The organism is archaeon, from assembly GCA_016432545.1.
Lineage (GTDB): Archaea > Thermoproteota > Nitrososphaeria > Nitrososphaerales > Gagatemarchaeaceae > UBA183.
Genome location: CP066694.1, coordinates 1,295,523 through 1,318,463 on the forward strand (window position 1 = coordinate 1,295,523; position 22,941 = coordinate 1,318,463).

General features: G+C 56.2%; 25 protein-coding genes. 5 read left to right on the forward strand and 20 right to left on the reverse strand.

Annotated elements, in window-relative coordinates; all coding sequences use genetic code 11:
* Positions 1 to 3: 3 nt before the first annotated feature.
* Positions 4 to 1,386 (forward strand): aminotransferase class I/II-fold pyridoxal phosphate-dependent enzyme, encoded by a 1,383-nt coding sequence (locus HY247_07270; GenBank protein QQG48533.1) that lies wholly within the window; start codon positions 4 to 6, stop codon positions 1,384 to 1,386.
* Complete coding sequence (locus HY247_07275; GenBank protein QQG48534.1) at positions 1,383 to 2,213, forward strand: prephenate dehydrogenase; 831 nt, start codon at positions 1,383 to 1,385, stop codon at positions 2,211 to 2,213. The genes HY247_07270 and HY247_07275 overlap by 4 nt, the downstream gene beginning before the upstream one ends.
* Here HY247_07275 and HY247_07280 read toward each other — a convergent pair.
* The 15 genes from HY247_07280 to HY247_07350 form a co-directional block, all read right to left on the reverse strand.
* Positions 2,210 to 3,001: a tryptophan synthase subunit alpha gene (locus tag HY247_07280; protein QQG48535.1), complete on the reverse strand. Its 792-nt coding sequence runs from the start codon at positions 2,999 to 3,001 to the stop codon at positions 2,210 to 2,212. The genes HY247_07275 and HY247_07280 overlap by 4 nt on opposite strands.
* A complete protein-coding gene (gene trpB, locus HY247_07285; protein ID QQG48536.1) occupies positions 2,998 to 4,170 on the reverse strand; it encodes a tryptophan synthase subunit beta in 1,173 nt (390 codons plus the stop codon). The genes HY247_07280 and trpB overlap by 4 nt, the downstream gene beginning before the upstream one ends.
* Positions 4,167 to 4,802 (reverse strand): phosphoribosylanthranilate isomerase, encoded by a 636-nt coding sequence (locus HY247_07290; protein QQG48537.1) that lies wholly within the window; start codon positions 4,800 to 4,802, stop codon positions 4,167 to 4,169. Before HY247_07290 ends, trpB begins: the two co-directional genes overlap by 4 nt.
* Position 4,803: 1 nt before the next feature.
* Positions 4,804 to 5,589 carry an indole-3-glycerol-phosphate synthase gene (locus HY247_07295; GenBank protein ID QQG48538.1) on the reverse strand — a complete coding sequence of 262 codons (786 nt, stop codon included), beginning with the start codon at positions 5,587 to 5,589 and terminating at the stop codon, positions 4,804 to 4,806.
* Positions 5,573 to 6,628: an anthranilate phosphoribosyltransferase gene (gene trpD, locus HY247_07300; GenBank protein QQG48539.1), complete on the reverse strand. Its 1,056-nt coding sequence runs from the start codon at positions 6,626 to 6,628 to the stop codon at positions 5,573 to 5,575. Before trpD ends, HY247_07295 begins: the two co-directional genes overlap by 17 nt.
* Positions 6,625 to 7,215 carry an aminodeoxychorismate/anthranilate synthase component II gene (locus HY247_07305; protein QQG48540.1) on the reverse strand — a complete coding sequence of 197 codons (591 nt, stop codon included), beginning with the start codon at positions 7,213 to 7,215 and terminating at the stop codon, positions 6,625 to 6,627. The genes trpD and HY247_07305 overlap by 4 nt, the downstream gene beginning before the upstream one ends.
* A complete protein-coding gene (trpE, locus tag HY247_07310; GenBank protein ID QQG48541.1) occupies positions 7,212 to 8,612 on the reverse strand; it encodes an anthranilate synthase component I in 1,401 nt (466 codons plus the stop codon). Before trpE ends, HY247_07305 begins: the two co-directional genes overlap by 4 nt.
* Positions 8,613 to 8,758: 146 nt before the next feature.
* Positions 8,759 to 8,962, reverse strand: a complete 204-nt coding sequence (locus HY247_07315; GenBank protein ID QQG48542.1) for a hypothetical protein — start codon at positions 8,960 to 8,962, stop codon at positions 8,759 to 8,761.
* 547 nt (positions 8,963 to 9,509) lie between these two features.
* Complete coding sequence (locus HY247_07320; protein ID QQG48543.1) at positions 9,510 to 10,430, reverse strand: hypothetical protein; 921 nt, start codon at positions 10,428 to 10,430, stop codon at positions 9,510 to 9,512.
* Positions 10,431 to 10,809: 379 nt separating this feature from the next.
* Complete coding sequence (locus HY247_07325; GenBank protein QQG48544.1) at positions 10,810 to 11,079, reverse strand: hypothetical protein; 270 nt, start codon at positions 11,077 to 11,079, stop codon at positions 10,810 to 10,812.
* A 16-nt stretch (positions 11,080 to 11,095) separates the two neighbouring features.
* Positions 11,096 to 11,461 carry a hypothetical protein gene (locus HY247_07330; protein ID QQG48545.1) on the reverse strand — a complete coding sequence of 122 codons (366 nt, stop codon included), beginning with the start codon at positions 11,459 to 11,461 and terminating at the stop codon, positions 11,096 to 11,098.
* Positions 11,462 to 11,475: 14 nt separating this feature from the next.
* Entirely contained in the window at positions 11,476 to 12,759 is a 1,284-nt protein-coding gene (locus HY247_07335; GenBank protein ID QQG48546.1) for a hypothetical protein, read from the reverse strand.
* 1 nt (position 12,760) lies between these two features.
* Complete coding sequence (locus tag HY247_07340; GenBank protein QQG48547.1) at positions 12,761 to 13,258, reverse strand: hypothetical protein; 498 nt, start codon at positions 13,256 to 13,258, stop codon at positions 12,761 to 12,763.
* Between the two features lie 205 nt (positions 13,259 to 13,463).
* Complete coding sequence (locus HY247_07345; protein QQG48548.1) at positions 13,464 to 13,925, reverse strand: hypothetical protein; 462 nt, start codon at positions 13,923 to 13,925, stop codon at positions 13,464 to 13,466.
* 752 nt (positions 13,926 to 14,677) lie between these two features.
* A complete protein-coding gene (locus HY247_07350) occupies positions 14,678 to 14,818 on the reverse strand; it encodes a hypothetical protein (protein QQG48549.1) in 141 nt (46 codons plus the stop codon).
* 80 nt (positions 14,819 to 14,898) lie between these two features.
* On the opposite strand from HY247_07350, the gene HY247_07355 reads away from it, so the two are divergent.
* Positions 14,899 to 15,147: an SWIM zinc finger family protein gene (locus HY247_07355; protein QQG48550.1), complete on the forward strand. Its 249-nt coding sequence runs from the start codon at positions 14,899 to 14,901 to the stop codon at positions 15,145 to 15,147.
* Positions 15,148 to 15,257: 110 nt separating this feature from the next.
* A complete protein-coding gene (locus tag HY247_07360; GenBank protein QQG48551.1) occupies positions 15,258 to 16,496 on the forward strand; it encodes a DDE-type integrase/transposase/recombinase in 1,239 nt (412 codons plus the stop codon).
* On the opposite strand, the gene HY247_07365 is transcribed toward HY247_07360, so the two are convergent.
* The 3 genes from HY247_07365 to HY247_07375 all read right to left on the reverse strand — a co-directional run bounded on the left by HY247_07365 (position 16,476) and on the right by HY247_07375 (position 18,114).
* On the reverse strand, positions 16,476 to 17,063 hold the full coding sequence (locus HY247_07365) for a hypothetical protein (protein QQG48552.1): 588 nt from the start codon (positions 17,061 to 17,063) through the stop codon (positions 16,476 to 16,478). The two genes, HY247_07360 and HY247_07365, sit on opposite strands and share 21 nt — an antisense overlap.
* A gap of 156 nt (positions 17,064 to 17,219) precedes the next feature.
* On the reverse strand, positions 17,220 to 17,576 hold the full coding sequence (locus HY247_07370; GenBank protein ID QQG48553.1) for a hypothetical protein: 357 nt from the start codon (positions 17,574 to 17,576) through the stop codon (positions 17,220 to 17,222).
* A 19-nt stretch (positions 17,577 to 17,595) separates the two neighbouring features.
* Complete coding sequence (locus HY247_07375; GenBank protein ID QQG48554.1) at positions 17,596 to 18,114, reverse strand: hypothetical protein; 519 nt, start codon at positions 18,112 to 18,114, stop codon at positions 17,596 to 17,598.
* Positions 18,115 to 18,360: 246 nt separating this feature from the next.
* On the opposite strand from HY247_07375, the gene HY247_07380 reads away from it, so the two are divergent.
* Complete coding sequence (locus tag HY247_07380; protein ID QQG48555.1) at positions 18,361 to 21,051, forward strand: N-6 DNA methylase; 2,691 nt, start codon at positions 18,361 to 18,363, stop codon at positions 21,049 to 21,051.
* A gap of 206 nt (positions 21,052 to 21,257) precedes the next feature.
* Here the strand turns inward: HY247_07380 and HY247_07385 are convergent, their stop codons facing one another.
* Positions 21,258 to 21,803, reverse strand: coding sequence for a hypothetical protein (locus tag HY247_07385; GenBank protein QQG48556.1), 546 nt, complete (start codon positions 21,801 to 21,803; stop codon positions 21,258 to 21,260).
* Positions 21,804 to 21,878: 75 nt separating this feature from the next.
* Positions 21,879 to 22,895, reverse strand: a complete 1,017-nt coding sequence (locus HY247_07390) for a hypothetical protein (protein ID QQG48557.1) — start codon at positions 22,893 to 22,895, stop codon at positions 21,879 to 21,881.
* Between the last annotated feature and the right edge of the window lie 46 nt (positions 22,896 to 22,941).

The window sequence follows — 22,941 nt, forward strand, 5'->3', positions numbered from 1 at the left end:
GCGTTGGAGTCGCAGGGATCCATCTCCGAGCTCAGGACCCAGATCGCGGAGACCACGCGAGAGATCATCAAGCTGGCAGGACAGCGCAACAAGCTCGCCCGTAGGGTCGGGGCCCTAAAGTCAAGTCAGTCCCTTCCCGCGGAGGACGAGAGAGTGGAGGACGCGCTGCTCAAGCAAGTCCTCTCCGAGTGCGACCACTCCGGCCTGGAGAGGTCGGCGGGGCTCAGGATCTTCCGCGTCCTCCTCGAAGAGTCAAAGAAGACCCAGGGCCTCTCAGACCTTCCCTCTCCGATGCTCAGGGCAGCCAAAGCGATGGCCCTCCAGAGCAAGGGCGTGAGGGTGATCAGGCTCGACGTAGGGGAGCCGGACTTCCGCCCTCCAAAGCGAGTCCTAGAAGCCTGCACCGAGGCCCTCTTGGGGTTCAAGACCCACTACACTGGTCCCCGCGGAATACCAGAACTCCTGACGGCAATCAGAGAATACGTCAAGAGAAAGCAGGGCACCCAGGTCGACCCCGACCAGGTGATGGCGACCCCGAGCGGGAGGTTCGCAGTTTACGCCGCCCTCGCCAGCACAGTCCACGAGGGGGAGAGCGCCATCGTTCTCGAGCCAAACTGGCCAGCCTACAGGGAAATCCTCAATCACCTCCACGCAAAGCCGATCACGATCCGCACTACGCTGGAGGGGAAGTGGGCCCCTTCCTTGGAGGAGATAGAAAGCGCGGTCCGTCCCAATACCAGGGCCCTCATCCTGAGCTTCCCCAACAACCCCACGGGGAAGATAATCGACCCGCGCCTCTACAAATCCATTATGCGGCTCGCCGACGAGAAGGACCTCACGGTCATCAGCGACGAGATCTACAACGAGTACTCTTATCGCAAGTGTCCCAGTGTCCTTGACTCTCCCCCGAGGAAGTTCGTCCTCACCGCATCCTTCTCCAAGACCTGGGCGATGACCGGGTTCCGAGTCGGATACGCAGTCTCCTCCAAGGAGACCATCTCCTCGATGGCCAAGGTCGCCTCCCTGACTGTGACCTCTGTGCCGGAGTTCATCCAGTACGGGGCAATCGAGGCGCTCAAGGCTGACCTTGAGGTCCGCAGGAACGTGAAGACAATTCGCTCAAGGATCGAGGCTGTCTCCGAAGCCCTCGCGGAGATCCCCTCCCTCGAGTTCACCAAGCCCGAAGGGGCGATGTACTTCTTCCCTCGTCTGAAGAGGTACAGAGGCGGCGGGGAGAGGTTCTGTGACGACCTGCTCGAGAAGGGCGTCAGCGTGACTCCGGGCACCTCGTTCGGCGACTACCACGACTTCTTCAGAATCTCCCTGGGGCAGCCGGAAGAGACAGTTCTCGAAGGCGTCTCTCGAATCGGGGGGCTCCTCGCTTGAAGGTCGCTGTCCTCGGCTCATCGGGCGCGATGGGCAGGTTCTTCGCATCGTACTTCGTCGCAAGGGGGGACGAAGTCGTAGGGTACGACCTGTCACCTCCCGACCATCCGGTCAAGGGTCTCACCCTGGCCCGCTCGACCAAGGAAGCGGCAGAGAGGGCCGACATCGTCCTCGTCGCCGTCCCGATGCCTAAGACGTTGGCCGTAGTCCGGCGCGTTTCGAGGCATCTTCGGAAGGGCTCTACGCTGATCGAGATCAGTTCGGTCAAAGGGAATTCCCTCAGGCCCCTGAGGCTCGCAGTATCCCTGACAGGCGCCCGCCTCCTCTCCATTCATCCTCTATTCGGCCCCGCAGCGCGGCGCGTCGGGATGAAGTTCTGCGTCATTGGCGGGCGGAGCGACATAGCTTCCGCGCGTAGGCTCTTCCCCCGGTCGGTGCTGATACCCATGAGCCAGCAGGGACACGACAGGGCGATGGCCTACGTCCTTTCGCTGGTCCAGCTGACCAACCTCGCCTTCCTCTCCACTATCGCAAAGGGGATGGGGCTCGAGCAATTCGGCCGCGCAGCCTCGCCCATCGCATCGGCCCAGCTGTCAGTCGCCAGAGCGACCCTCTCCCAGGATCCCTCGCTCTTCTCTTCCATCCAGACACTGAATCCCTACGCCCGCGAAACCCTCTCTTCGATGGTGGGAGAACTGACTAGGCTGCAGGGTCTCCTCGCCAAGAACGACTCGAAGGGCCTCCAGCGGAGCTACGAAGGCACTTCAAAGAGGCAGAGCCGTTCCGAGCTCCAAGGTTCGCTGCGGGCCGTCTATTCGCTGGTCTAGGCAGATGACATGGCTGCGTTCTTCATCGACCGGACGTAGGCTTGCACAGACCGCATCTCTCCATTCGAAGCCGCGATCCTATCCACTATGGCACTCCCTACAATAGCTGCGTCCGCCCCCGCCCCTATGACTGCTTTGACGTGTCCGGGCTTCGAGATCCCGAACCCCACAGCAAGCGGCACCCTGCCTTCCGTCGTCTTCTTGGCGAGCCTGACCAGGTCCGAAGTCCGAGCCCCCAGCTCCTCTCTTGCTCCGGTCACCCCAAGGAGGGAGACGAGGTACAGAAATCCAGAGGTGTTGCGAACGATCTCCTTCATCCTCACCCCCGAAGTCGTCGGGGTCGCAAGGAGTATCGAGTCGATCCCTCTCCTGCGCGCGCTCCGCCCGAAGGCGCCCGCCTCCTCAAGTGGCAGGTCAGGCACGATGAGCCCGTCCACTCCGCTCTCTTTCGCCTCCTCGAGGAACCTGGTCGGACCCTTGGACAGGATCGGGTTGAAGTAGGACATCAAGGCGATCGGCGAGTCGAATCTCTTCCTGACCCGGGCGACCAGCTCGAGCACGTCCCCTGGGGTCGTCCTGGCTCCGAGCGCCCTGACCGACGCAGCCTGGATGGACTTACCGTCTGCGATCGGGTCGGAGAACGGGACCCCCACCTCCAAGACGTCGGCACCGCCTCGAAGCACGGCCTCGATGGCTCGTTCGCTCCTTCCGAGGCCCGGGTCCCCGCCCATCACGTACGCGACGAGGCCTCCGGCCGAGCCCATGATTGCCTCTGAAATCCTGCTCAAGCCGCCGTCCTCCCCCTGCTCCTGACCACCTCGACGTCTTTGTCGCCCCTCCCAGACAGGGTCACCACTAAGCTCCTCTCGCTGCCCATGGTCTTCGCGAGCTTCAGCGCGAAAGCTACCGCGTGGGCCGACTCCAGGGCGGGAAGGATCCCCTCGTCCCTCGAGAGTTGATGGAACGCGCGGACTGCCTCCTCGTCAGAAGCATGCACGTACTCCACCAGGCCCGCATCCTTCAGATACGAGTGTTCGGGACCGACCCCGGGATAGTCGAGACCGGCAGCGACGCTGTGGGTCTCACCGATCTGTCCTTCGGGGTCCTGCAGAACGTACGTCATCATCCCATGGACGACCCCCGGCCTTCCATACGCGAGGGTGGCCGCGTTGTCCTTCGGTCCGGTCCCCCCTGCCTCCACCCCGTACAACTTCACCTCCTTCCTGCCCGCAAGGGGGTAGAAGGTCCCCATCGCATTGCTCCCTCCCCCCACGCATGCGACCGCCGCGTTGGGGAGCCCGCCCAGGGCGCTTTTCGACTGGGTCACGATCTCCTTTCCAATCACGCTCTGGAAGTCTCTGACCATCATCGGGTAGGGATGAGGGCCGACGACTGACCCGATGAGATAGTACGTGTCCTGGATGTTTGCCACCCAGTCCCTCAGCGCCTCGTTTATCGCGTCCTTGAGGGTCTTCGTGCCTGCCTCCACGCTGTGGACCTCAGCGCCCAGGAGGTCCATCCTGACGACGTTGAGCTTCTGCCTACGGATGTCCTCAGCCCCCATGTAGACCTCGCACTTCAGCCCGAGGGCTGCGCAGGCCATCGCCGTCGCCACGCCATGCTGGCCGGCTCCGGTCTCAGCTATGACCCTCTTCTTGCCCATCTTCTTGGCGAGCAGGCCTTGACCGATGGTGTTGTTGATCTTGTGCGCTCCGCCGTGAAGCAGGTCCTCCCTCTTCAGGAAGATCCGGGCTCCCCTGCCTCTCTTCGTAAGGTTGGAGGCAAAGTAGAGCGGGGTCGGCCTCCCGGCATAGTCCCTCAGAAGAGCCCTGAGCTCGGACTTGAACCCCTTCTCCTTGCTCAGTCTCCTGTAGGCCTCCTCCAGCTCGATGACTGCCGGTACCAAAGTCTCCGGGATGTACTGTCCTCCGAACTTCCCGAACCTCCCCCTGGTCATGCCCCAGCCCACCTCGCCGCCGCCTCCACGAACGCCTCGATCTTCGCCACGTCCTTGATGCCTGGCGACGACTCCACGCCAGATGACGCATCGACCGCGAAGGGCGCGACAGATGCGATTGCGTCGGCAACGTTCATCGGGTTGAGGCCTCCAGATAGGATGAACGGCATCGGCGCTAAGGTTTCTCTCAGCCTTCTGCAGGCAGCCCAGTCAGACGTCTTTCCTGTCCCCCCTTGCTTGCCGTCTACGAAGGTGTCGGAGAGGACCGCATCAAACTTGTCCAGCTCTTTCAAGCCGTTTTGGGGCCCTCCAATCAGATAGGGCCTGATCATCATCGCGTCGACCTGTCTCCTCAACTCACGGAAGTCGGGATGCTGTCCATAGAGCTGAATTGCGTCCAATCCCATCATGCGGATGGCGTCAATGTCCTGGACGACCGCCTCGACAGTCGTGACCAGGACCCTGTCCACGAACGGCGGTACCCGGCGCATCAACCTCCCGGCTGAGGCGAAGGTGACGTTTCGAGGGGACTTGGGAAAGCCACTGATGAACCCGACCGCATCTGCTCCTGCGCGGACCGCCGCCGACACGTCCTCCTCCCTAGTGAGCCCGCAGATCTTGACCCTGACCACTCTACAACACCGACAGCGTCCTCAGGGCCTCCTCCGGGTCTTGAGACCGCATCAGCGCAGACCCTACGAGGAAACCGTCTGCGCCGAGCCGCCTCAGCATGTCGACCTCGGCCCTCGTCCGGATCCCACTCTCGCAGATGACCGGCTTTCCGCTCAGTCCGAGGGACAAGAGCCGCCTCGAGACCTCCAGCGAGACCCGGAGCGTGTCCAGGTCCCTGTTGTTTATCCCGACTGCGTCCGCCTCTGTCTCGAAGGCTGCCCGGTATTCGTCCTCACCGTGCGCCTCCACGACGACCTCCAGTCCATTATCATGTCCCGCGGACACGAGCTCCCGAAGCCTTTCCTTGCCCTGTGGGCCGGGGAACGCGGACGAAATGAGCAGAATCGCGTCCGCACCCAGCCTCTGTGCGGCCTGGACCTGGACCTCGTCCAGGACGACGTCCTTCATCATCACGGGGATGCCTACTGCGGCCGCGGACTCCTCAAGATAATCGAGGCGCCCGTCGAAGTGGTCGGGCTCGGTCAGGACCGAGATGCCGGCAGCCCCTCCGCGCTCGTAGGCCTTCGCGATCGACCCCACCTCCACAGGCTTTCGCAGGACCCCCTCAGCCGGAGAAGTGAACTTCACCTCCGCCACCAGCGGCACCCTGCCCTCCTTCCTCAGGGCCGTCACGAGGCTCCTGCGGTCTCGCGTGCGCGTGCCCTCTACCGAGTAGTAGCCGCTCCTGACTCTCGCCAGGGCCGATTGGACAAGCTCCTCCAAGAATGTGCTAGGAGCTGGCTGCATAGACCTCGACCCTTGAGCTGTCCCCTCCGCTGGCTTCAACTAGCTGCCTCAACTTCTTGAGGGCCTCACCGCCCTCTAGTGAGGCCCGCGCAAGATCCATGGCGTCGCCCACGTCATCCGCAAGCCCTCCGACCACCAGCGCCGCCGCTGAGTTGACCAGGACCATCTTCTCAGTCGGCGAACCGCGCATTCCGCCTCCCAGCACTTCGATCGCCACCCTCGCCCCGTCCTCGACGCTCTGGACCTCTCCGACCGGAACCTTGGTCTTCTGAATGCCAAAGTCTTGAGGAGACAAGGAGCCGACCTTGACCTCGCCGCCCCTGAGCCTCGCCACCGCCGTCTCGCCTTCGATTGAAATCTCGTCCATCCCCTCCAGCCCGTGCACCACCATGGCTTCCTGGACCCCTGACCTTCCAAGAGCCTCTGCCACCTTCGCTACGAGCCCCGGGTCGTAGACCCCGACTACCTGGGCACTCGCGCCGGCGGGATTCAGCAAGGGCCCCATCAGGTTGAAGATAGTCCTGACCCCCAGCTCCCTCCTCACGGGCCCCACTGCCTTCATCGCGGGGTGGAATGTGGGGGCAAACATGAAACCGAGACCAATCTCCTCGATGCTCGCCTTGACCGCCTCCGGCTTCATGTCCAGGTTGAATCCCAAACGCTCCAGGAGGTCAGCGCTACCGCACTTGCTAGTCACGGACCTGTTGCCGTGTTTCGCAACGCTCGCCCCGGCCCCGGCTGCGACCACTGCGGAGAGCGTGCTCACGTTGAAGGTCTTGACCCTGTCCCCCCCCGTCCCGCAGGTGTCGACCAGCCTCCCACGCACCCTCGGCGAGATCCGGACGCTGTACTCCCTCAGAGTAGAAGCAAAGGCCGCGAGCTCCGCCGGAGTCTCTCCCTTCTGCCTCAGTGCCGCCAGGAAGGCCCCGACCTGTGCGGGCGTCGCCCTGGAGTCCGCAATCTCCCTCACGGTTTCCCCGACCTCTTCTGGCGAGAGGTCCCTTCCCTCGACGAGCTCTTCGATCGCCTGCTGGATCAAGCCTCCACCCCCTTCTCCAGGAAGTTCCTCACGATCTTCATCCCCTCCGGCGTCATCACCGATTCCGGATGGAACTGAAGGCCCTCTATCGGATACTTCGCATGCCTGATCCCCATTATCTCCGCGTCCTCCAACGAGAACGCCGTAATCTTCAGCTCGGACGGAAGCTCTTCCTTGCTGACGACCAGCGAATGGTATCTCGTCGCCTGCACCGGGTTGCCGACACCGGCCAGGACCCCCTTGCCGTCGTGCACAATCCTGCTGGTCTTGCCGTGCGTTACCCTGGTCGCTCGTCCTATCTTGGCCCCGAACGCGTAGCCGATCCCCTGGTGTCCCAGACAGACGCCCAGGGTCGGCACTTCCCTGCTTATCCCCCTGAGTATCTCGGTGCAGACTCCGAAGCTCCTCCCGTCCCCCGGGTGGCCGGGCCCCGGCGAGACGATGATCCTGTCCGGCCCCATCTCTTCGACCTCAGCCGCGGTCACTTTGTCGTTCCTCACTACGACAGGCTCGGCTCCGAGCGCTCCCACGTACTGGGCGAGGTTGTAGACGAAGGAGTCGTAGTTGTCCAGGATCAGGACCTTCAAGCAGACCTCTCCTCCGCGAGCTTCATCGCAGAAAGCAGGCCGCGGGCCTTCGCCTCAGACTCCCTCCACTCCGTGGCCGGCACCGAGTCAGCCACTATCCCCGCGCCTGCCTGGACCGAGGCCTTCGAGCCGTCCGCCACCAGCGTCCTGATCGTGATCGCAAAGTCCGCGTTCCCGTTGAACGAGAAGTATCCTACGGCCCCCGCGTATGGGCCCCTTCGCCTCCCCTCGAGCTCCTCGACGATCTCCATGGCTCGCACCTTGGGGGCGCCTGACACTGTCCCCGCAGGGAAGACCGCCCTCAGGGCGTCGTACGAGTCACAGCCGCTGCGGAGCTCCCCGACGACGTGGGTGACCATGTGCTGGACGTGGCTGTACTGCTCCACAGACATCAGCTCGGGGACCTTGACAGAACCGTACCTCGAGACCCTCCCAATGTCGTTCCTCGCGAGGTCGACGAGCATCACGTGCTCCGCGACCTCCTTCGGGTCCTCCGCGAGCTCCTTCCTTAGCCGCGCGTTCTCGGCCTCGTCTTCGACCCTCGGCCTTGTACCGGCTATCGGATAAGTCTCTATCCGGCCGTCCTCCACCCTCACGAGCATCTCGGGGCTTGACCCGACGATCCTCCTGTCCCCGAACTTCAGGAAGTACATGTATGGAGACGGATTGACCTCGCTCAGCGCCTCGTAGAACCCCGTAAGGTCGCCCTCTACTTCCATGTCATGGCGCTTGGAGAGCACAACCTGGAAGATGTCCCCCGCCTCGATGTGCTCCTTCGCCTTTAGCACGTTCTCCTCGAAGCGCTCCTGAGGGACGTTTGCCTTCGGCTCCGAGGCCCTCGTAGGCGACCTGTTGTCCATGCCTTTGGCAGCGTCCAGGACCTCCTCCAACCTGCTCTTGCCCAGAGTGTAGTAGTACGCCTCTCTCCGCGCGTGGTCAAAGACCACCCCGTCCGTGTAGATGCCGAACTGCATGTCGGGGAGTCCCAGGTCGTCGACCGAACTGCGTGGAATCTCTTCCCAGTACCTGACAGAATCGTACGACGCATATCCCACCGCTCCCCCGATGAACCTGAAGAGCCCGCTGACCGAGTTCGGGCGCACCATCCTCTTCAACTCCTCGAGGGGGTCATCAACCTCGACCCTGTCCTTCGAGTTACCGCCCGGCCCCTCGAGCTCCATCCTCCCGTCCTTTGCCGTAGCAACGAAGTCTGGCTCGAACCCCAGGAAGGAGTACTCCGCGAGCCTGGACTTGCCCTTGGCCGATTCGAGGAGGTAGCAGTCCCTGTAGGTCGATTGAAGCCTTACGAAGAGTTCCTTTGGGGAGAGCGCCAGTTCGAGGCGCTTAGCCGAGAGGTTCAGGGGGGCGGATGCCAGCAGCGGCCCAAAAGCGATCACCCATGGCTCTCGAAGAATCTGACTGTCGTCGGGTTAATAGACATTCGTAGCCAAAAATGTACACTGTCATCTTGTGAGGGTGTCGCATTGTGGTGTCGCATTGGGGTGGCGATTACCCCGCTTACCTCGAATGAAGTGGTTGGAGCCTATTGCGTTTCGAAGTTGTAGATGACCCAGCCGACGACTATGAGAAGGACCGAGTACAAGGCAATGAGTATCGTAACTTGCCATGCCTCGAACCCTATCGCAAGAGCAGTCTGTGCTATTCCAAAAGTACCTGCAAGGTAGATTACGGTAGCGACTCCGAGCAGGAGCTTCCTCGCAACACTGAGATTCCCCAGGATTTCCAATCTAAATCACCTCTTGAGTACTTCGGTCCACTCTTGGATGAGTTGGGCAAGAGCAGGCTTGGGCCTGCATAAGGGCATAGCGTCATCTGGCTCTGTAAAGTCTGCGGTTGACTGACCGAGTTCAGGGTATTGTAAAAAGTCGGTTGACAGGCTAATCCAGTTTCTCTACTCGCATCTGGAAGTCGCATTTTGCGGAATACCAGCAAGTGATAGTATACGTTCCATCCTGATTCTCGTGAACATGAAAAAGGGTCGAAGGCTTCCCAGTTGTGTGATTCTTTACTCTGTTGCACTTGAATCTCGTCATGGCTGGAAGCCAGGAGTTAGGTGATAAATGCGTTGTGTGATTGGGTTCTGAAAGTTCCGTGCCATGAGTTATTCCTAAGAAAATTGGGACGGGTTAACCCTTCAGTCCAGAGACTTTTTCGTGCTTGGTCCAGTCACTGGTGGGTCAACCCTCATGAGAATCTCCTTGAATTTCTCGTAGGGCAATGACGGAGCCATTGTTGCCGTCAACACTATGATGTCTTTGATATTTAAGATGCGCTCAGCCTTTCAGGGCGATTATGAGCGCTGTTAAGGCTGAAACTGTCATTGGGAGGACCATTGCGAACTTCATCCTATGCGTCAAGGGATTTGTCACGAGGCCTATGAAACCGATACAGACTGCAAAGATGGAAGCATCCAAGACTGTGAAAGCGTTTGCCACTTCCTTTGTCACTGATGCGGGGGAAATTTCGAGAGCGAGAGCTGACAGGCCAACCGACAGAAAATACAAGCCGTAGAAGAAGAACCTAAGCAGGTCCCTTTCGGCTCTTTCAGGAATGATTGAATAACTTGTTTCGAAGTCAACGGTGTTCTGTCTGATAGGAAGTGCAAATTCGAGAAGTTCGACCCCAACGGTTTCGTGATACCTATGAGAGTCCCCCAGAGGAATCTTTTGTCCATCGGGCATCATCTCGACAACGCTCCGCTTTCCAACAGAGATTTCGAATCCTTCGGGGGGTATGATGGTGAAATGCGACATGTAGGTATCTGAAGGCGAAACTGTTTTTGCGACCTTGAAAATTGGGAGACTGAAGATGGTCCTCGTTATTCGTGAGAAAGCTTGCTTGCCGTCGGCATAACTAAAACGGATTATCCGCGTCTCCCCCACTCCTATGGCCCTGTCCTTCGGGAGGATTATCCACTGCACGTATTTCGAGTGGGTTTCAATGCTGTTCACAAGCTCACTGGCGAGAGAATCATCTTGCTTCCTCAGATATTCCTTTACAAGGTCGTTGGTGTAGAGCGCAAGCTCTCCTGCATTGCTGTCGTAGATGTGTAGGTTCGCCTTGTAAGCGTAGGCCTCGACAATGACATGGGTCTGTTCTTGGTCTCCGTCATTCAGCAGGGTGTATTCATCGACGATTTCCCTTCTTGTGGGGCTCTTGTGTGTGATTATCTGTCTTAGGCGAATTACCTTCAAGTTGTGTTCTCGCGGGAGACCTTCAAAGACCCATTATTTGTCTCATTGGTAGCGTTCTGAATCAAGGTCTTCCACTTGTTCTCGCCCTCAATCTTGATTCCGCACTTCTCGGCAGGGGTTGCTCCGTTTAGAGCGTCGTGAGGTCTGACGTAGTTGTGGAACAGTTGGTATCCAGTCAGAATAGGCGTGTCTGTCCTCTTAAGCCCCCCTCATCACTTTCTCTCTGTCTCGTAGCTCGCCGTTGAGCCTCTCCATCTTGTTGTTGTGAACTGAGCCGTCAAACCTGATGTCTCTAACATGCTTAGTTCGGCTCTGTAAAGTCTGTGGTTGACGCTTGAGATTCAGGGTGGTGTAAAAAAGTCGGTTGATTTCATAAGGATTAGAAGATGTAGACGAAGACTGAGTCTTCGTTTCCTCCACCCAGGTCACCCTTCATTCCCATTTTCTTGAAGAAAGCTTCCACTTCCTGCGCTACGACCTTGCTATCTGCCTGCCATTGTCTCCACCTCCTGACATTGTCACCCTCGCTCTGATGTTCCCCGCTTCGGCGTTCTGGGTCATTGGTAATTCCTATTGTCCAATCAGCATATCCCCTGACAGAAACAGCGACCCAATATCTTATTTCGTCGGCTATCTGTCGTCCGTTCACGTTCTGTTCAGACCTATCATCCCCATGACTTTAGGAACTTGACAAGTTCCACGAGATTCGGGTTGCTGTCGGCCTTGGCCAGCTTGACAACAAATTCCCGTCCTCCCATGGTTACTTTCTTTTCCTCTTGGAAACTTGTTTCTGTGAAGAGAACCAGTGCATAGTGAACTATGCCTTTGAGATTCTCTTCCACGGTTTCGGGCGTTGCCCCGAAGGGGACGATAACGAAAGCGACCCCGTCTATCCAGCTGACAGCGGGGACGCCACTTTGCTTTTGGGCTTCGACTTGGGCGATTACCCCTTGAAAGAACCCTGGGACGTCCACTTTCTTGACTTCGTGAACGACAATCTTTTGATACGGGCGATACTCTATTTCGACCAATCTCTTCTACCCCGTTAGAGTTCAGTCTCGGCGAAGGCGATTATGGGCTTGTCTGGAATGAATTGAGTCCAACCGAGCTTCTTGGACCTCAAAAGCCTCTCCCGAAGGGCGACGTCAATGCGCGTTGGAGCTTCCCTGATGACCTTCAGTTCGATATTCCTCACAAGCACTTCGTGCATCCGTCTAAACTCGTTCCACCTCATCGCCTGTTCCGCCTTCGGAATCGTGAGGAACACCTTGCATATCGGGCAGTAGCAGGGAAGTAGATAGGTCGGTCTCATCTTTCGGTGAAGTTCTTCGAAAGTGTCATATGTCATATCCTCCGTGTTGTAGTAGACCCCATTCTTGGGGGGCGCTTCTTCACTTCTGCGCCCGAAGAAGTAGGGGTCCGTAGAAATGGGGAGTGAGACAGCCGAAACCCCATAACACCATCCGATGTAACTTAGATGGTCCATGTTCATGATATGAATCGGATTCCTGGCGCCTGAAGACTTCATGGCCCTATACATCTCAGAGAAGAAGTTGAAGACATTGTTGACCTGGCTTTCGTTAGAATCATCCATGTTTACAAGTCTGATACCTATTTGGTCAGGGGTCATCGAAACCGCCGTCGCGATTAGCTTGTTGTAATCCTGAGGCTTGATGACAGATGCGCTAATCGTGAGGCAGTTCATTACGTCAATCTTGCCGTAAACGCCAGTGAACACGTTCCTGAGGATGGCATTAGAATCGCGAATTGCGTCACCGCACTTCTCTATCTGGTCCGCGAACTTGGTGGTCGAAGTTATTGGGACACCAGAGATTATCACAACCGAGGCATCCTTGTCCAGTTGATACCTAATCATGTTCGCGTAGGTCTTGGAGTCGATGAGTGGGTATACGTCTCTCACGACCTTGCCCAATCGCTTGACAGGAGTATCCTCAGTCTTTGCGACTTTCAGCGCTCTGATTATCTTCTCGTCCAGGATTCCAGTCTTGAAGTAGAGGTCCCTGTCCTTCTCGGCCCCTCGGAATGCGAAGTCAAGCTCAGGGTGAACCAGAAATGCCTTGCTTAGAAGAGAGCGACCACTGAGACTTTCTTGCCGTAATTGCATTCCCTCTGTGACGTTCTCGTGGTCCTTTGCGTAAATGAGGAACCCTTCAATCTGTTCCAGGCCCGTCTCACCTGGATGGGACGGAAATCTGTCGTTGACGGAACGCAGGATTCTACCGTCGGTCTTTGTTTCTGGCGTGAGGAATACGGCTGGCGCATGGAAAAGGCCCCTGCCCTTCTTCAGATGTATTGGTCTGAGATTCAACTCATTTCCTCTTCAACATCTCATTGAGGCAGTCTTTGAGGTATTCGACGAAGTCTGGGAACTTGTCCGCAGGAATCATGATGCCGGTGTCAACGTCCTCGGTGTATCCCTTTCTCTTCTTCCTTTGCACATACACGAAGTCGCCAAGCCTGTTCCTCAGCTGATAAGTCATGAACTCGGTGTCAGCGTCAATCTCCAATTTCCTCTCCAACACCGCATGCAACGCCCTGGTGTTTGGGAAGTAGACGGTGGTTCTATCGTAGTTGAATGTGTAGATTTCGCCCGTCTTGACCATGATGCTGAGATGCTTGTCGAGGATACGCGGGTCAATCTCAAGCGCATTCTTGATTTGTTTGGTTGTGATTCCGTTTGGGTAGTTGGCTTCGACAGTTCGCTTGATGAGGTTCTTCAGGTAGTGCTCCTTCTCGTAATCTGGAAGCTTGACGTATTCCTCCTTACTCAGACGGTCTTCTGGAACTTGAATCCCAACTGCTGTCAAATCTGACTCTTGCCTACGTGAAACGGTTAATATACCTTTGGACAGGAAGTATGGACACGATGCTGTCCATGCGTGGGGCTAATAAAGCAATACTCAGCCACTCAGGCGAAATCTGTGGACACGAACATTGCGGGGCCTCGCCCTATCTGAAGGTTGGACAACGACATGTTTGCCCTTTAACTGGAAGGAATCAAGATTGAGCGGGCTAAAGAACAACCGTTCGAGACGAACCCTTTGAGACTTGCCTTTTGTACTCATCGAACTTTGGGTGCTCATTGGCCCATCGCCTTAAGAAGTCGCTACTGAGTGACGCGGTCAGGAAGAACCCAGTAAGATAGTATCTAGGAACGGACTTCCTCTTTCTCCCAGTTCGTTTGGAGTAGAATTCCCAGGCCACATCCCTATACGTCTCCGACTGAACGCGGATTTTCTCCCAGAGCTCCTCTTTGATTGTGAGGGCCACCTCTTGGTTGCTGGAGAGCCAGTCGAGAAATGACAGCGCTTCTTCCACTTCTGGCGTCGGAGTGAACGTTCCTTGGGGACTCGATGACAGGAATCCAATGGCCCTCTGGGTAGTGACGGGTATTGCCTGACTCTCGGCAAAGGCCCTTAGGACCTGAAGGTGACCACCTCCAATCATCATACCAGCCGAGCCGACTTGGGGCATTCCCTAGTTCGCCCCGATACCTATGTTCGTTGATGGAAGTGTCGGAGCCTTCGCTTTCCTCTCGACTCGACCAGAGGCAGCCAAGCTCCATGAGAATCGTCGCGCCCTTTCACGAATCTCCTGGAAAAGAGGATGAGTCCCAATGAGGACCCCCAGAACCTGCATGTCATTCAACTCCAATTCGCCGTTCGCGCTCCTCACGAAGACCATCTCAAGAAACGCCCCCTCATATGTCACCTTGACTCGGGTTGCCATACCCCCACCTACCCCATTGGGGTATTATATGGATTGCGGTATAGTGGGGTATGAGGGCGGTAGGCCCTTACTGGGTAACCAGGCTGGCTCGGCGATACAGCTTGGCACGACCAACTGGCCTGACGCTCACCATCCCCTGTTCGCGGAGCGTTTCCAAGTAAGCCGCCACAGTCTGCCTCCTTACTCCAGACAGTTTGCTCGCTTCTGCAATCGTAAGGCCCTCGGGATTGTCGCTTAGAACCGCAACCACCTTAGGCCATAGATTCTTGTCAGGGTAAGGCCTTCCCTTCGGCCTTGCTGGTGATGGAATCTTCGGTTGCTGAAGTGGAATCTCTTGCCTAGGAAATTCGGGCCTAATCCGTCGCCCATACTTCGACTTCATCGCAGCCGACTCTTCCTTTTGCATCGTCTATACGACATAATGATGGCGCACATCATCGTACGGTAAGTCTTAAATAGTATTTATCGAACATTGTGGTGCGGAAAATGGTCGACTTTCAGCCTGCGTCCTTCAGCCTCTGCAAAGCGAACTCTATGGCATGCGTCCTGTTACTGAACCTCTTGGTCTTGATTTGTGCGTCTATCCAGGCGAGCAAGTCCCTGTCCAATGAAACGCTTGTCTTGAGCTTCTTGGCCACGGCGGTCAGTCATACCCCATCGTACCGCAAAGTATTTAGGGGTTCATACCTTAGGGGGGTATATTGGGGTATTCGGAGAAGTGAGAGACCTGCGCGCAATCAAGGGGATGACGATGGCAAGTTGGCCTGGGACTGTGACGCCGACACAATCAGGGTCTTACGAGGTCCGTTCGGAGAATCATCGAGGACTCTACGTGGTGGCCCGCAATTCCGAGGAGGAGTGGGAATGCTCCTGCGAAGACTACCAATACAGGAGGATGCCCTGTAAGCATTGCTGGGCCGTAATCTACGCACTGAGGTTGGCCAGCGAAAACTTGGGGAATACCTGATGAATGGAGGCCAAGTCGACTCCCGTAAGGCTAGCGACAAGAGCGTAGTGGCACTGGAGGCAGCGGTAGCTCCAGATTCCGCGGCACCTGAGTTGCCCCTGCGGAGACGGTTGAAGGAAGATGTAATCTCGAAGGGATGGAAAATTTTCCAAGCTGGGGGTATCAAAGGGAATCCAAATGGTAGCTTCGAGGTTCCTTCGCTTACCAGTCAGGGTCAGTCGTACAAGGTAATCTTGTTCCGAAACGAATGGAGATGTTCATGCCCCAGCTTTCAGAAGACGGAAGTCGTGATGTGCAAGCACTGCTACGCGGTCAGGTTCTGGTTGACAGTGAACTTCTATGAGTCAATGAGTACCAACAAGCCAAAGGTCCTTGGGGAAAATGTGAATTCATGTTACATCTGCGGTTCTGTTAACACAATCAGGTACGGCAAGCCGCGTGGGAAACAGTGGTACTATTGCAAGGACTGCAACCGCAAGTTCACAGAGTACTCTCTTCTCAAGAAAGCTAGGTACAAGACTGAAATCAAACTAACGACCTTGGAGCTGTACTTCGACGGGCTCTCCCTCCGAAAGATTTCTGCCTTCTGGGGGCGCTACGACCTCTCTATTCCCTTTCAAACTATTGCGAAGTGGATAAGGAAGGTAATCGATATACTGAACCAGTACACCTCTACTCTAGTTCCGCAACTTGGAAGAAGGTGGAACGAGGACGAGATGAAGGTCAAGAAGAAAGGAGGTGAGGTCGAGGAGGATGGGAGTCAATATGGCTGGCTGTGGAATGTGCTTGACAAGAGCACCCGATTCCTTCTCGCATGCGAGATGAGCATGACCAGGAATGAAGTGGACGCGATGAAGGCCTTCCTGAAGGCTAAGGCTACCGCTAAGGTGAACCCTTCCGAGATAGTCACAGACAAGCTGGCCTCCTTACCCCGTGGGATTGAGCGAGCCTTCATCAACGATGCAGTAATGCCCAAACACACCGTCATCAAGTCTGGAGCTGGGACCCCGAATGCCAACGAGTGGGCAGAGAGATTCAATAACACGGTTCGGGAACGCACCAAGACTCAACGCGGCTGGAAGTCAGACGACGCCCTTATCCGTCTAGGGATGCTCCTTTGGTTCAATTTCCTTCGCCCTAATCAAGGACTCAAAGGGCTGACTCCCGCCGAAATGGCAGGTCTCTACCAGGCTTCGGGACCCAATCGCATTGCTGAACTACTGAGGAATGCGACGGCTCAGGCCTTGGATGCAACGATTAGAGGGATTCATCAGGCAAGCCGAAGTCTACCCACCACGAGCATCTCAAATGCTATGTCGGAAGCCTTCTCAACGAGAGGAACCAAGTGAGTCCGATAACCTCTCCCCTATACTCAATCTGTATTTCCTCCTCGATTTCATGATTGGGTCTACGAGATGTCGAACCTCTTTTGTGACTTCACGCTCGACTCGGGCATCTCGGCCATGCGAGAGGGCTTCGATGCGTATCCTCTGCTTCATGAGGTTGTCCCATTCATGGTATTGGCTTCTTGAAAGAAACTCCTGAGGATAGTTGAGAATGTCCATGTGGACCATTGGGAACTGTTGCCTTAATGCCTTCATCCTTGCCATATTCTCGTTTGACACTTCGAGGTCGGGCGACAGCGTGCGGACGAAGGCTTGAGTAACATCGGTCGGAGTTCTGTTCGCCTTCCTGCGGTCCTGCCATCGGGAGAAACTTGCGATGGACGCCAAAGTCGTGAGGATAGAAGCGGCCAGGGAGATTGCCGAGAGCCAGTCGAGGGTGGGTATCAAGCCGAATCCCCCGAAGGGGACCGAGGTGACTACCGACCACAGGTACGACAGTAACGGGTCTATTATCCTCCAGAGTACGATGGTCGCGAGAAGTTCGACGAACCATTGGAGTTTCTTATCCAATGCGTCTCATAGCCAGCGAATAATCTGAATAAAGCTGTATCACGAAGAGAGTTATCAGAAACACCAACGAGTCCAGCTTAATATGACAGATTCTTCGTGGAACTGTTCAAGATAGCGGCTCACCGACTTCTCCGTCAAGCGTCGGCTCATGAGGGCTTAGGTGTCGAACTTCAGCCGTCTACCGCCTGACATTCGCGCTTCTTCATCCACCGAGAACTCGTTCTCCATTTCGCGGCGGTCAAAAGAGACGACCGAATTGCCGACGATGATGAGAGCACTCTGTTTGAAACTGAATCGTCTGATGGCGGCTTCAGGTTCTACGACTGAAATCGACGACTCGCCCATAGCAACAAAGGCTCTGCCGTTCACCACATCCTTAAGCTCCAGTTCGCCCGAGGAAGTAATCTCATCCCAGCTTCCTTCAAGGCTGAGTTCTATGAACGAGAGGAATACGTCGTGTCCCACATCATAAGGGCCTCCTCTCGATTCTCTTAACTTGTCGGCAGACGCCAAAGGCGTTAGCCGTCGGCAGTTAGGGGTCGAAACTAAGGAAGATGTTCCAGAGTCTTTGCACTTGTTCCCGCACACCTATTCTGGGGATGACCTCCGCGCCAAGGGAAGACATGAATCGACCGATTTCTTCAGAGCCTTTGGCCGACTCTGAAGGCAGATACGTGAGCTTGACGCTGACTCCCTCCCCTCGTAGTTTCTTAATCGGCTCAGTGATGCAGAGCTTGTTCAGTTCTCCCTTCCTGTTCCTCTGAATCCTGAAGGCCGTGATTAGCAATGAGCAACCCCCTTTCTCGGCGAACCTCATCTTTCTATCCATGCATCTGTTCACGGCCTCGAAGTCGCAGAACGGACAATCTCTTTGTTCTTGACAGGAACCGTGGAAGATACAAACTCCCTTCCCTTCGTGAGAGAATAGGTATCTGCCTGAAACAGGTCTCAGGCTCGCCTTCAGGCCGCTATGCGCATTCTTTCCGATAGTCGTTGATTTGCCCACCCTCGCAACCCCCGCGACAATCAGCACTTTCTTCGGACGTGGCATGAGTGAGTGATGGCGAGTCAAACGAGTTAAGGCTTCTTTCCTCATCGTAATTTCTCTTTGTCTACCATCTCGTCAATCTTCACGGGCGGAGGCATCCACCCAGACCTCGCACAACTGATTTGGACGGTGTGCTCGCCGATGTCTTTGGCCTTGAAACCGGTAGAACCGCAATTGGGACATTCGTGCAAATTGTGACCGTGAGAGACGGCAAAAGTCTATATTGGTTTTCTGCCGACCCATGCCTCCGTGGCGTCTGCCCGACCCGTGGCCCAGAGCGGCGATACAAAACGCGTCGCGGAATGGTTCGGGATACCAGAATCTGATGCCCAAGACTGGCTGATTGGGAACAAGACGCTTGAGAATGTCCTCAATCTCTCCCCGTCCGAGGACGCCACGATAACGCACTTCATCGTCCCGTTCCTCCGCCGCGCCCTCGGGTATTCGGTCAAAGACATCGACATCAAACCACATCTCACGAGGAACGCTGGGAGGGCCGTCAAGCAGATGGGCGGCCAAAGCGACGTGGTGGTCAGGAAGCATGATGACCCTGTCTTTGTGATTGAGGCAAAGAGCTACGGCCACGCGCTGAAGTCAGCGACGGAAGATGCCGAAGGACAGGCTTACGATTACTCGCAGGCCAATGAACTCAAACCGAAGCCACGGTTCTACCTCGATACAAATGTCGTCGAGACCCACATCTACGAGACCAATTCGAGGAAAGAACTTCCATTCTCTCCTGTCATGGAGAACGAGCTGGTCTCAAAGTTCGTGGAGATGCAGAAGTGGCTCTCAAAGAAGCGGATAGTTGCTCTCGGAAGGCGACTGAGCTACGCCCCTGTCGTTAGGGCGCCCGTGTCCGATGACAAAGAGTTCGGCCATCTGCTCCTCAACTGCCAGAACGAAATGCGGAATGCGAGCAAGTCCAAGACAGGGAAGGATGCCTTCACCGAAATGAACAAGCTCCTCTTCATCAAACTTTACGAGGACAGAAGAGAAAGGGAGGGCAAGGAGAACCGTTTCACTCTTCAGAAGGTCGAAGCGGAAGGGGAGAACTACATAGGGGGCACGCTCTTCGAAGACCTCAAGACCCATTACCGCCTGAAGAATGTCCCGATATTCAGGAGTGAAGACAAGCTCGAACTCGACGACGTGATAGTTAACGGGATAGTAGAGACCCTTCAGAAGAAGTTCCTCGTCGACGAGGAGGGGAAGGTGTATCCCCCTGTCGCCCACGTTTACGAGAACTTCGTTAGCACCATATTCCGAGGGGAGAACGGTCAATACTTCACGCCGAGGAGAATCGTCGACTTCATGGTCGACATGGTGGGCCCGTCTTGGGGGTCAGAAGGTCTGCGTTGCGTCGACCCTGCCTGCGGAAGCGGCGGATTCCTTCTGTCCGTATTCACGATTCTTGACAACGAACTCAGACAGCGGTTCATGGAGAAGACCGCCGAAGGAAACTGGCTCCCCTTCAACGAGGCGAGTGGGGAGGAATACGATAGGGTCAAGAAAAGTCTCTGCGAGGAGATGCTCGTAGGGTTCGACAACGAAGATACAATAGCGAAGACTGCGGCCATGAACCTTAGCGTCCACGGTGACGGCTCGACTGGCATTCACTATGGAGATTCACTTAGGAGGATAGCATTTGAGAACGAGTTGAAGGAGGGTTCGTTCAAACTCGCGCTGACAAACCCTCCGTTCAGTTCCAACGCAGACCTCGGAACAGTGTATGACTTGGACGGGACGGACGCTCTTGGAGGTTTCGAACTCGCTTACATTCATCGATACGACGAAGAGAAGCACGATTTCGAATGGACGAAGAGTGAAGAGAACCTGAGAGGGAGGGACAAGAAGATTCTCTTCATCGAGCGTGGATACCAGCTCCTGGAGGAAGGTGGGACGCTCGGGATAATCGTAGATGATGGGGTCTTAGACAATCCCACCGAAGCATATGTCAGGGACTTCATCAAGAAGAAGTTCAACATCAAAGCAATCGTTTCGCTCCCGTGGGGGGCGTTCCACGAACAGGGTGCCGAGAACTTTACGAGCATACTCTTGCTCCAGAAGAAGGGGACAGGAATCACTCAGGGCCCAGAAGTCTTCATGGCAATGGCGGAGAACTTGGGCGAGAGCTACGGGAAGAGCACGAAACGGCTACCCAACGACCTTAAGGATATCCTCGACGATTACAGGAAGTTCAAGAGTGGTAGGTCGTGGCTCTCAAAGTTCTCGTTCATCTGCAAAGTTTCGGACCTTTTGAACTCATACGACCCAGTCACCAAACAGGTCAACAATAGGCTCGACCCGAAGTTCTATTCTCCCAGACGCCTCGCAATCCTCAAAGCGATAGAGGAAACGGGGAGGGCAAGACCAATCAGCGAAGTCGTCGACTTTGACCGTGAGGAGGTGACGGGGGATGCCAACGACTACGGGAGTAAGTTCATCGACCGTATTACCAAAGGAGGCGAGATACAATACGAAGTTATCGGTGGAAGCTCAGACCCGAAGCTGAAGAAGACCCAGATTTTCCGCAAAGGAGATTTGGTTGTATCGAGAATCCAGCTCAAGAACGCCATCGTCGGAGTCGTCCCTGACGACATTGACGAAATTCTTGCGACTGACGAGTATTACAAGCTCGTCCCCAAGAAAGAAGAAGGCGAGGATGTTGTTCTCAGGAAGTATCTCAGAATCGTCCTCACCTCTGAGCCGTTCAACTTCCTCGTCAACGCGACCTTCACTGGACAATACGGGAGAACGGCAGAGGAAGAGCTTGGACGGCTGAAGATTCCAGTCTACGACCTGCCCACCCAACGGGCGATAGTGGGGAAGTATGACGAGAGCATGGCGAGAGTTAAGTCGCTCGTCGAGGAGTCTGCCTCTACTGAGGACCAACTGATGACGGATATTTCGACCGATGTGTTCAAGAAGCCGCTTTAGCCGCTTTTCCCGCCTTCATCTCAACTCTCTTCCCCTTCACGACGTTTACCCAAATTGATTAGGCTGAAACGTTCGCAGAAGTCGACTTATTCCTAGGCTGACACCGCCCCAAAGCGACACCCCAACACGACACCCTCACAAGATGACAGTGTACAAAAATGTACATCAGCTTCATGGGGCCGCGCTCGCGAAGACGGGGATGTCCTTCAGCCTACAGCCAGGTAGGCGAAGAAGTAGTACACGGCTATGCCTACGAAGACGTTCAGGACCCAGAGGCTCCACGTCGTGATCATGACCGGCCTGAAGTTCTGGACCGCGAGCCTCTGCGGGAAGCGGCTCCACCTCATCCTGAGGACCAGGTAGACCCCAAGGACGGAGGTGAGCACACCGAGGGTGACCATCACCGGGATCAAGTACCAGTGCTCGTTGTAGGCCCCGAACAACGTGAGGTAGCTCTGGTATCCCCCGGTCCCGTACTCGGGGAATGAAGTCCCGTAGTTCCAGCCCAGCAGGAAGTTGGGAATCATCCAGAAGAGCGCCCCGATTCCTGACACCACCACTGCCGAAGTCATCAGGTTCTTGTGGACCCACTCGTACCTCGACCCTTTCTTGGTCTCGTCATCGTTCCCGGACGCGTATGCCCTGTGCGTCTTGATCGCGTACCTTACTCCCGCCAGTATGAGCGCGAAAGCGACCAGCTGCAGCCCCAGGTTCACCTGAGCGGCTATCGGCCCGTACATGCACCTACTCACCAGACTCCTTCGAATAAAAGCCTTGACCAAAACAGTGGGGTAGGCGAGGTGCTTCCTCGCCTAGTCTGTCTGTATTCAACTGCTGAATGGGTTGTTGTTGTTAACAGCGAACCAGAGGAACAGGTTCGTGTTAGTCGAAGAGCTGTCCGAGACCACGCTGACGCCCGGGATGGCGACCTGGGTAGGCACTCCTCCGAGAGTCGTGTAGATCGGGTTGCTCTGTGTTTGGTTGGCGTTCGCAGTGGCCGTAGTCTTCGTTGTCAGCGCCCTGGAGATGGCGTCGAACGAGGTCAGGCAGTTACCCGTGGCGCTCGAAAGATTCGAGCTTACCCACTGGTGGCACTGGCCCGTCTGACCATCAGGCATGACGTTGGGGTCGAAGACGAGGACTGTCACAACGTACCACGGAATGCTGGCGCCGCCGACGTAGTTGACCACGTGGCTGTGCGCTGGCACCGGCAGAACTCCCTCAGGGAGCTGTGCTGGAGTGTATCCGTTGTTGAGTCCCAGGTGCTTCTCCACCGCTGTGAAGTATGGCGAGTAGATCAGTGTCGGGTGGTCGGCGCACGCTGAGGTACTCCCTCCTGCCCCGCACTGGGTGAAGACGACGTTGTTGTTGTAGACCGGGTATCCCTGGCTTGTCGCTCCGAGAGCCGTGACTCCGAAGATCGACAGGCCGGCATAGGCCGGTACTAGGATGAAGACTGGGGCCGCGTTGTTCAGGGCGGTCTTGTCACCGCCTGCGACTTCACAGCTTGTCTTGGCTGCGGCCGCATTGGCCTCTGTCTGATTGGTAGCGTAGTTGGAGAGCGCAGGAAGGCACTGATACTGCTGGGAGTAGACGAAGCTGACTATGTCTCCCTTGTAGAAACCAGCGCTTGTCGTCCCGGTGAGTATCTCGTTGGTTGGGACTGAGGTGCCAGTCCTGAATGTTGTGGTGCTCGTTGTAGTGTTCGTTGTAGTGTTGTTTCCGCCTAGTTGGTAGCCGCTGTAGTAGATGTAGGCGCCGGCGCCGATGATCACTACGACCACGACGACGACTGCCCATACTGTCTTTGCAATTGCTTTTCTTCGTTGGGAAATATCTTCCACGAAAAAGGCGCATCTTGGACCGTATTTAAGGGCCGGCCGAGTTCAG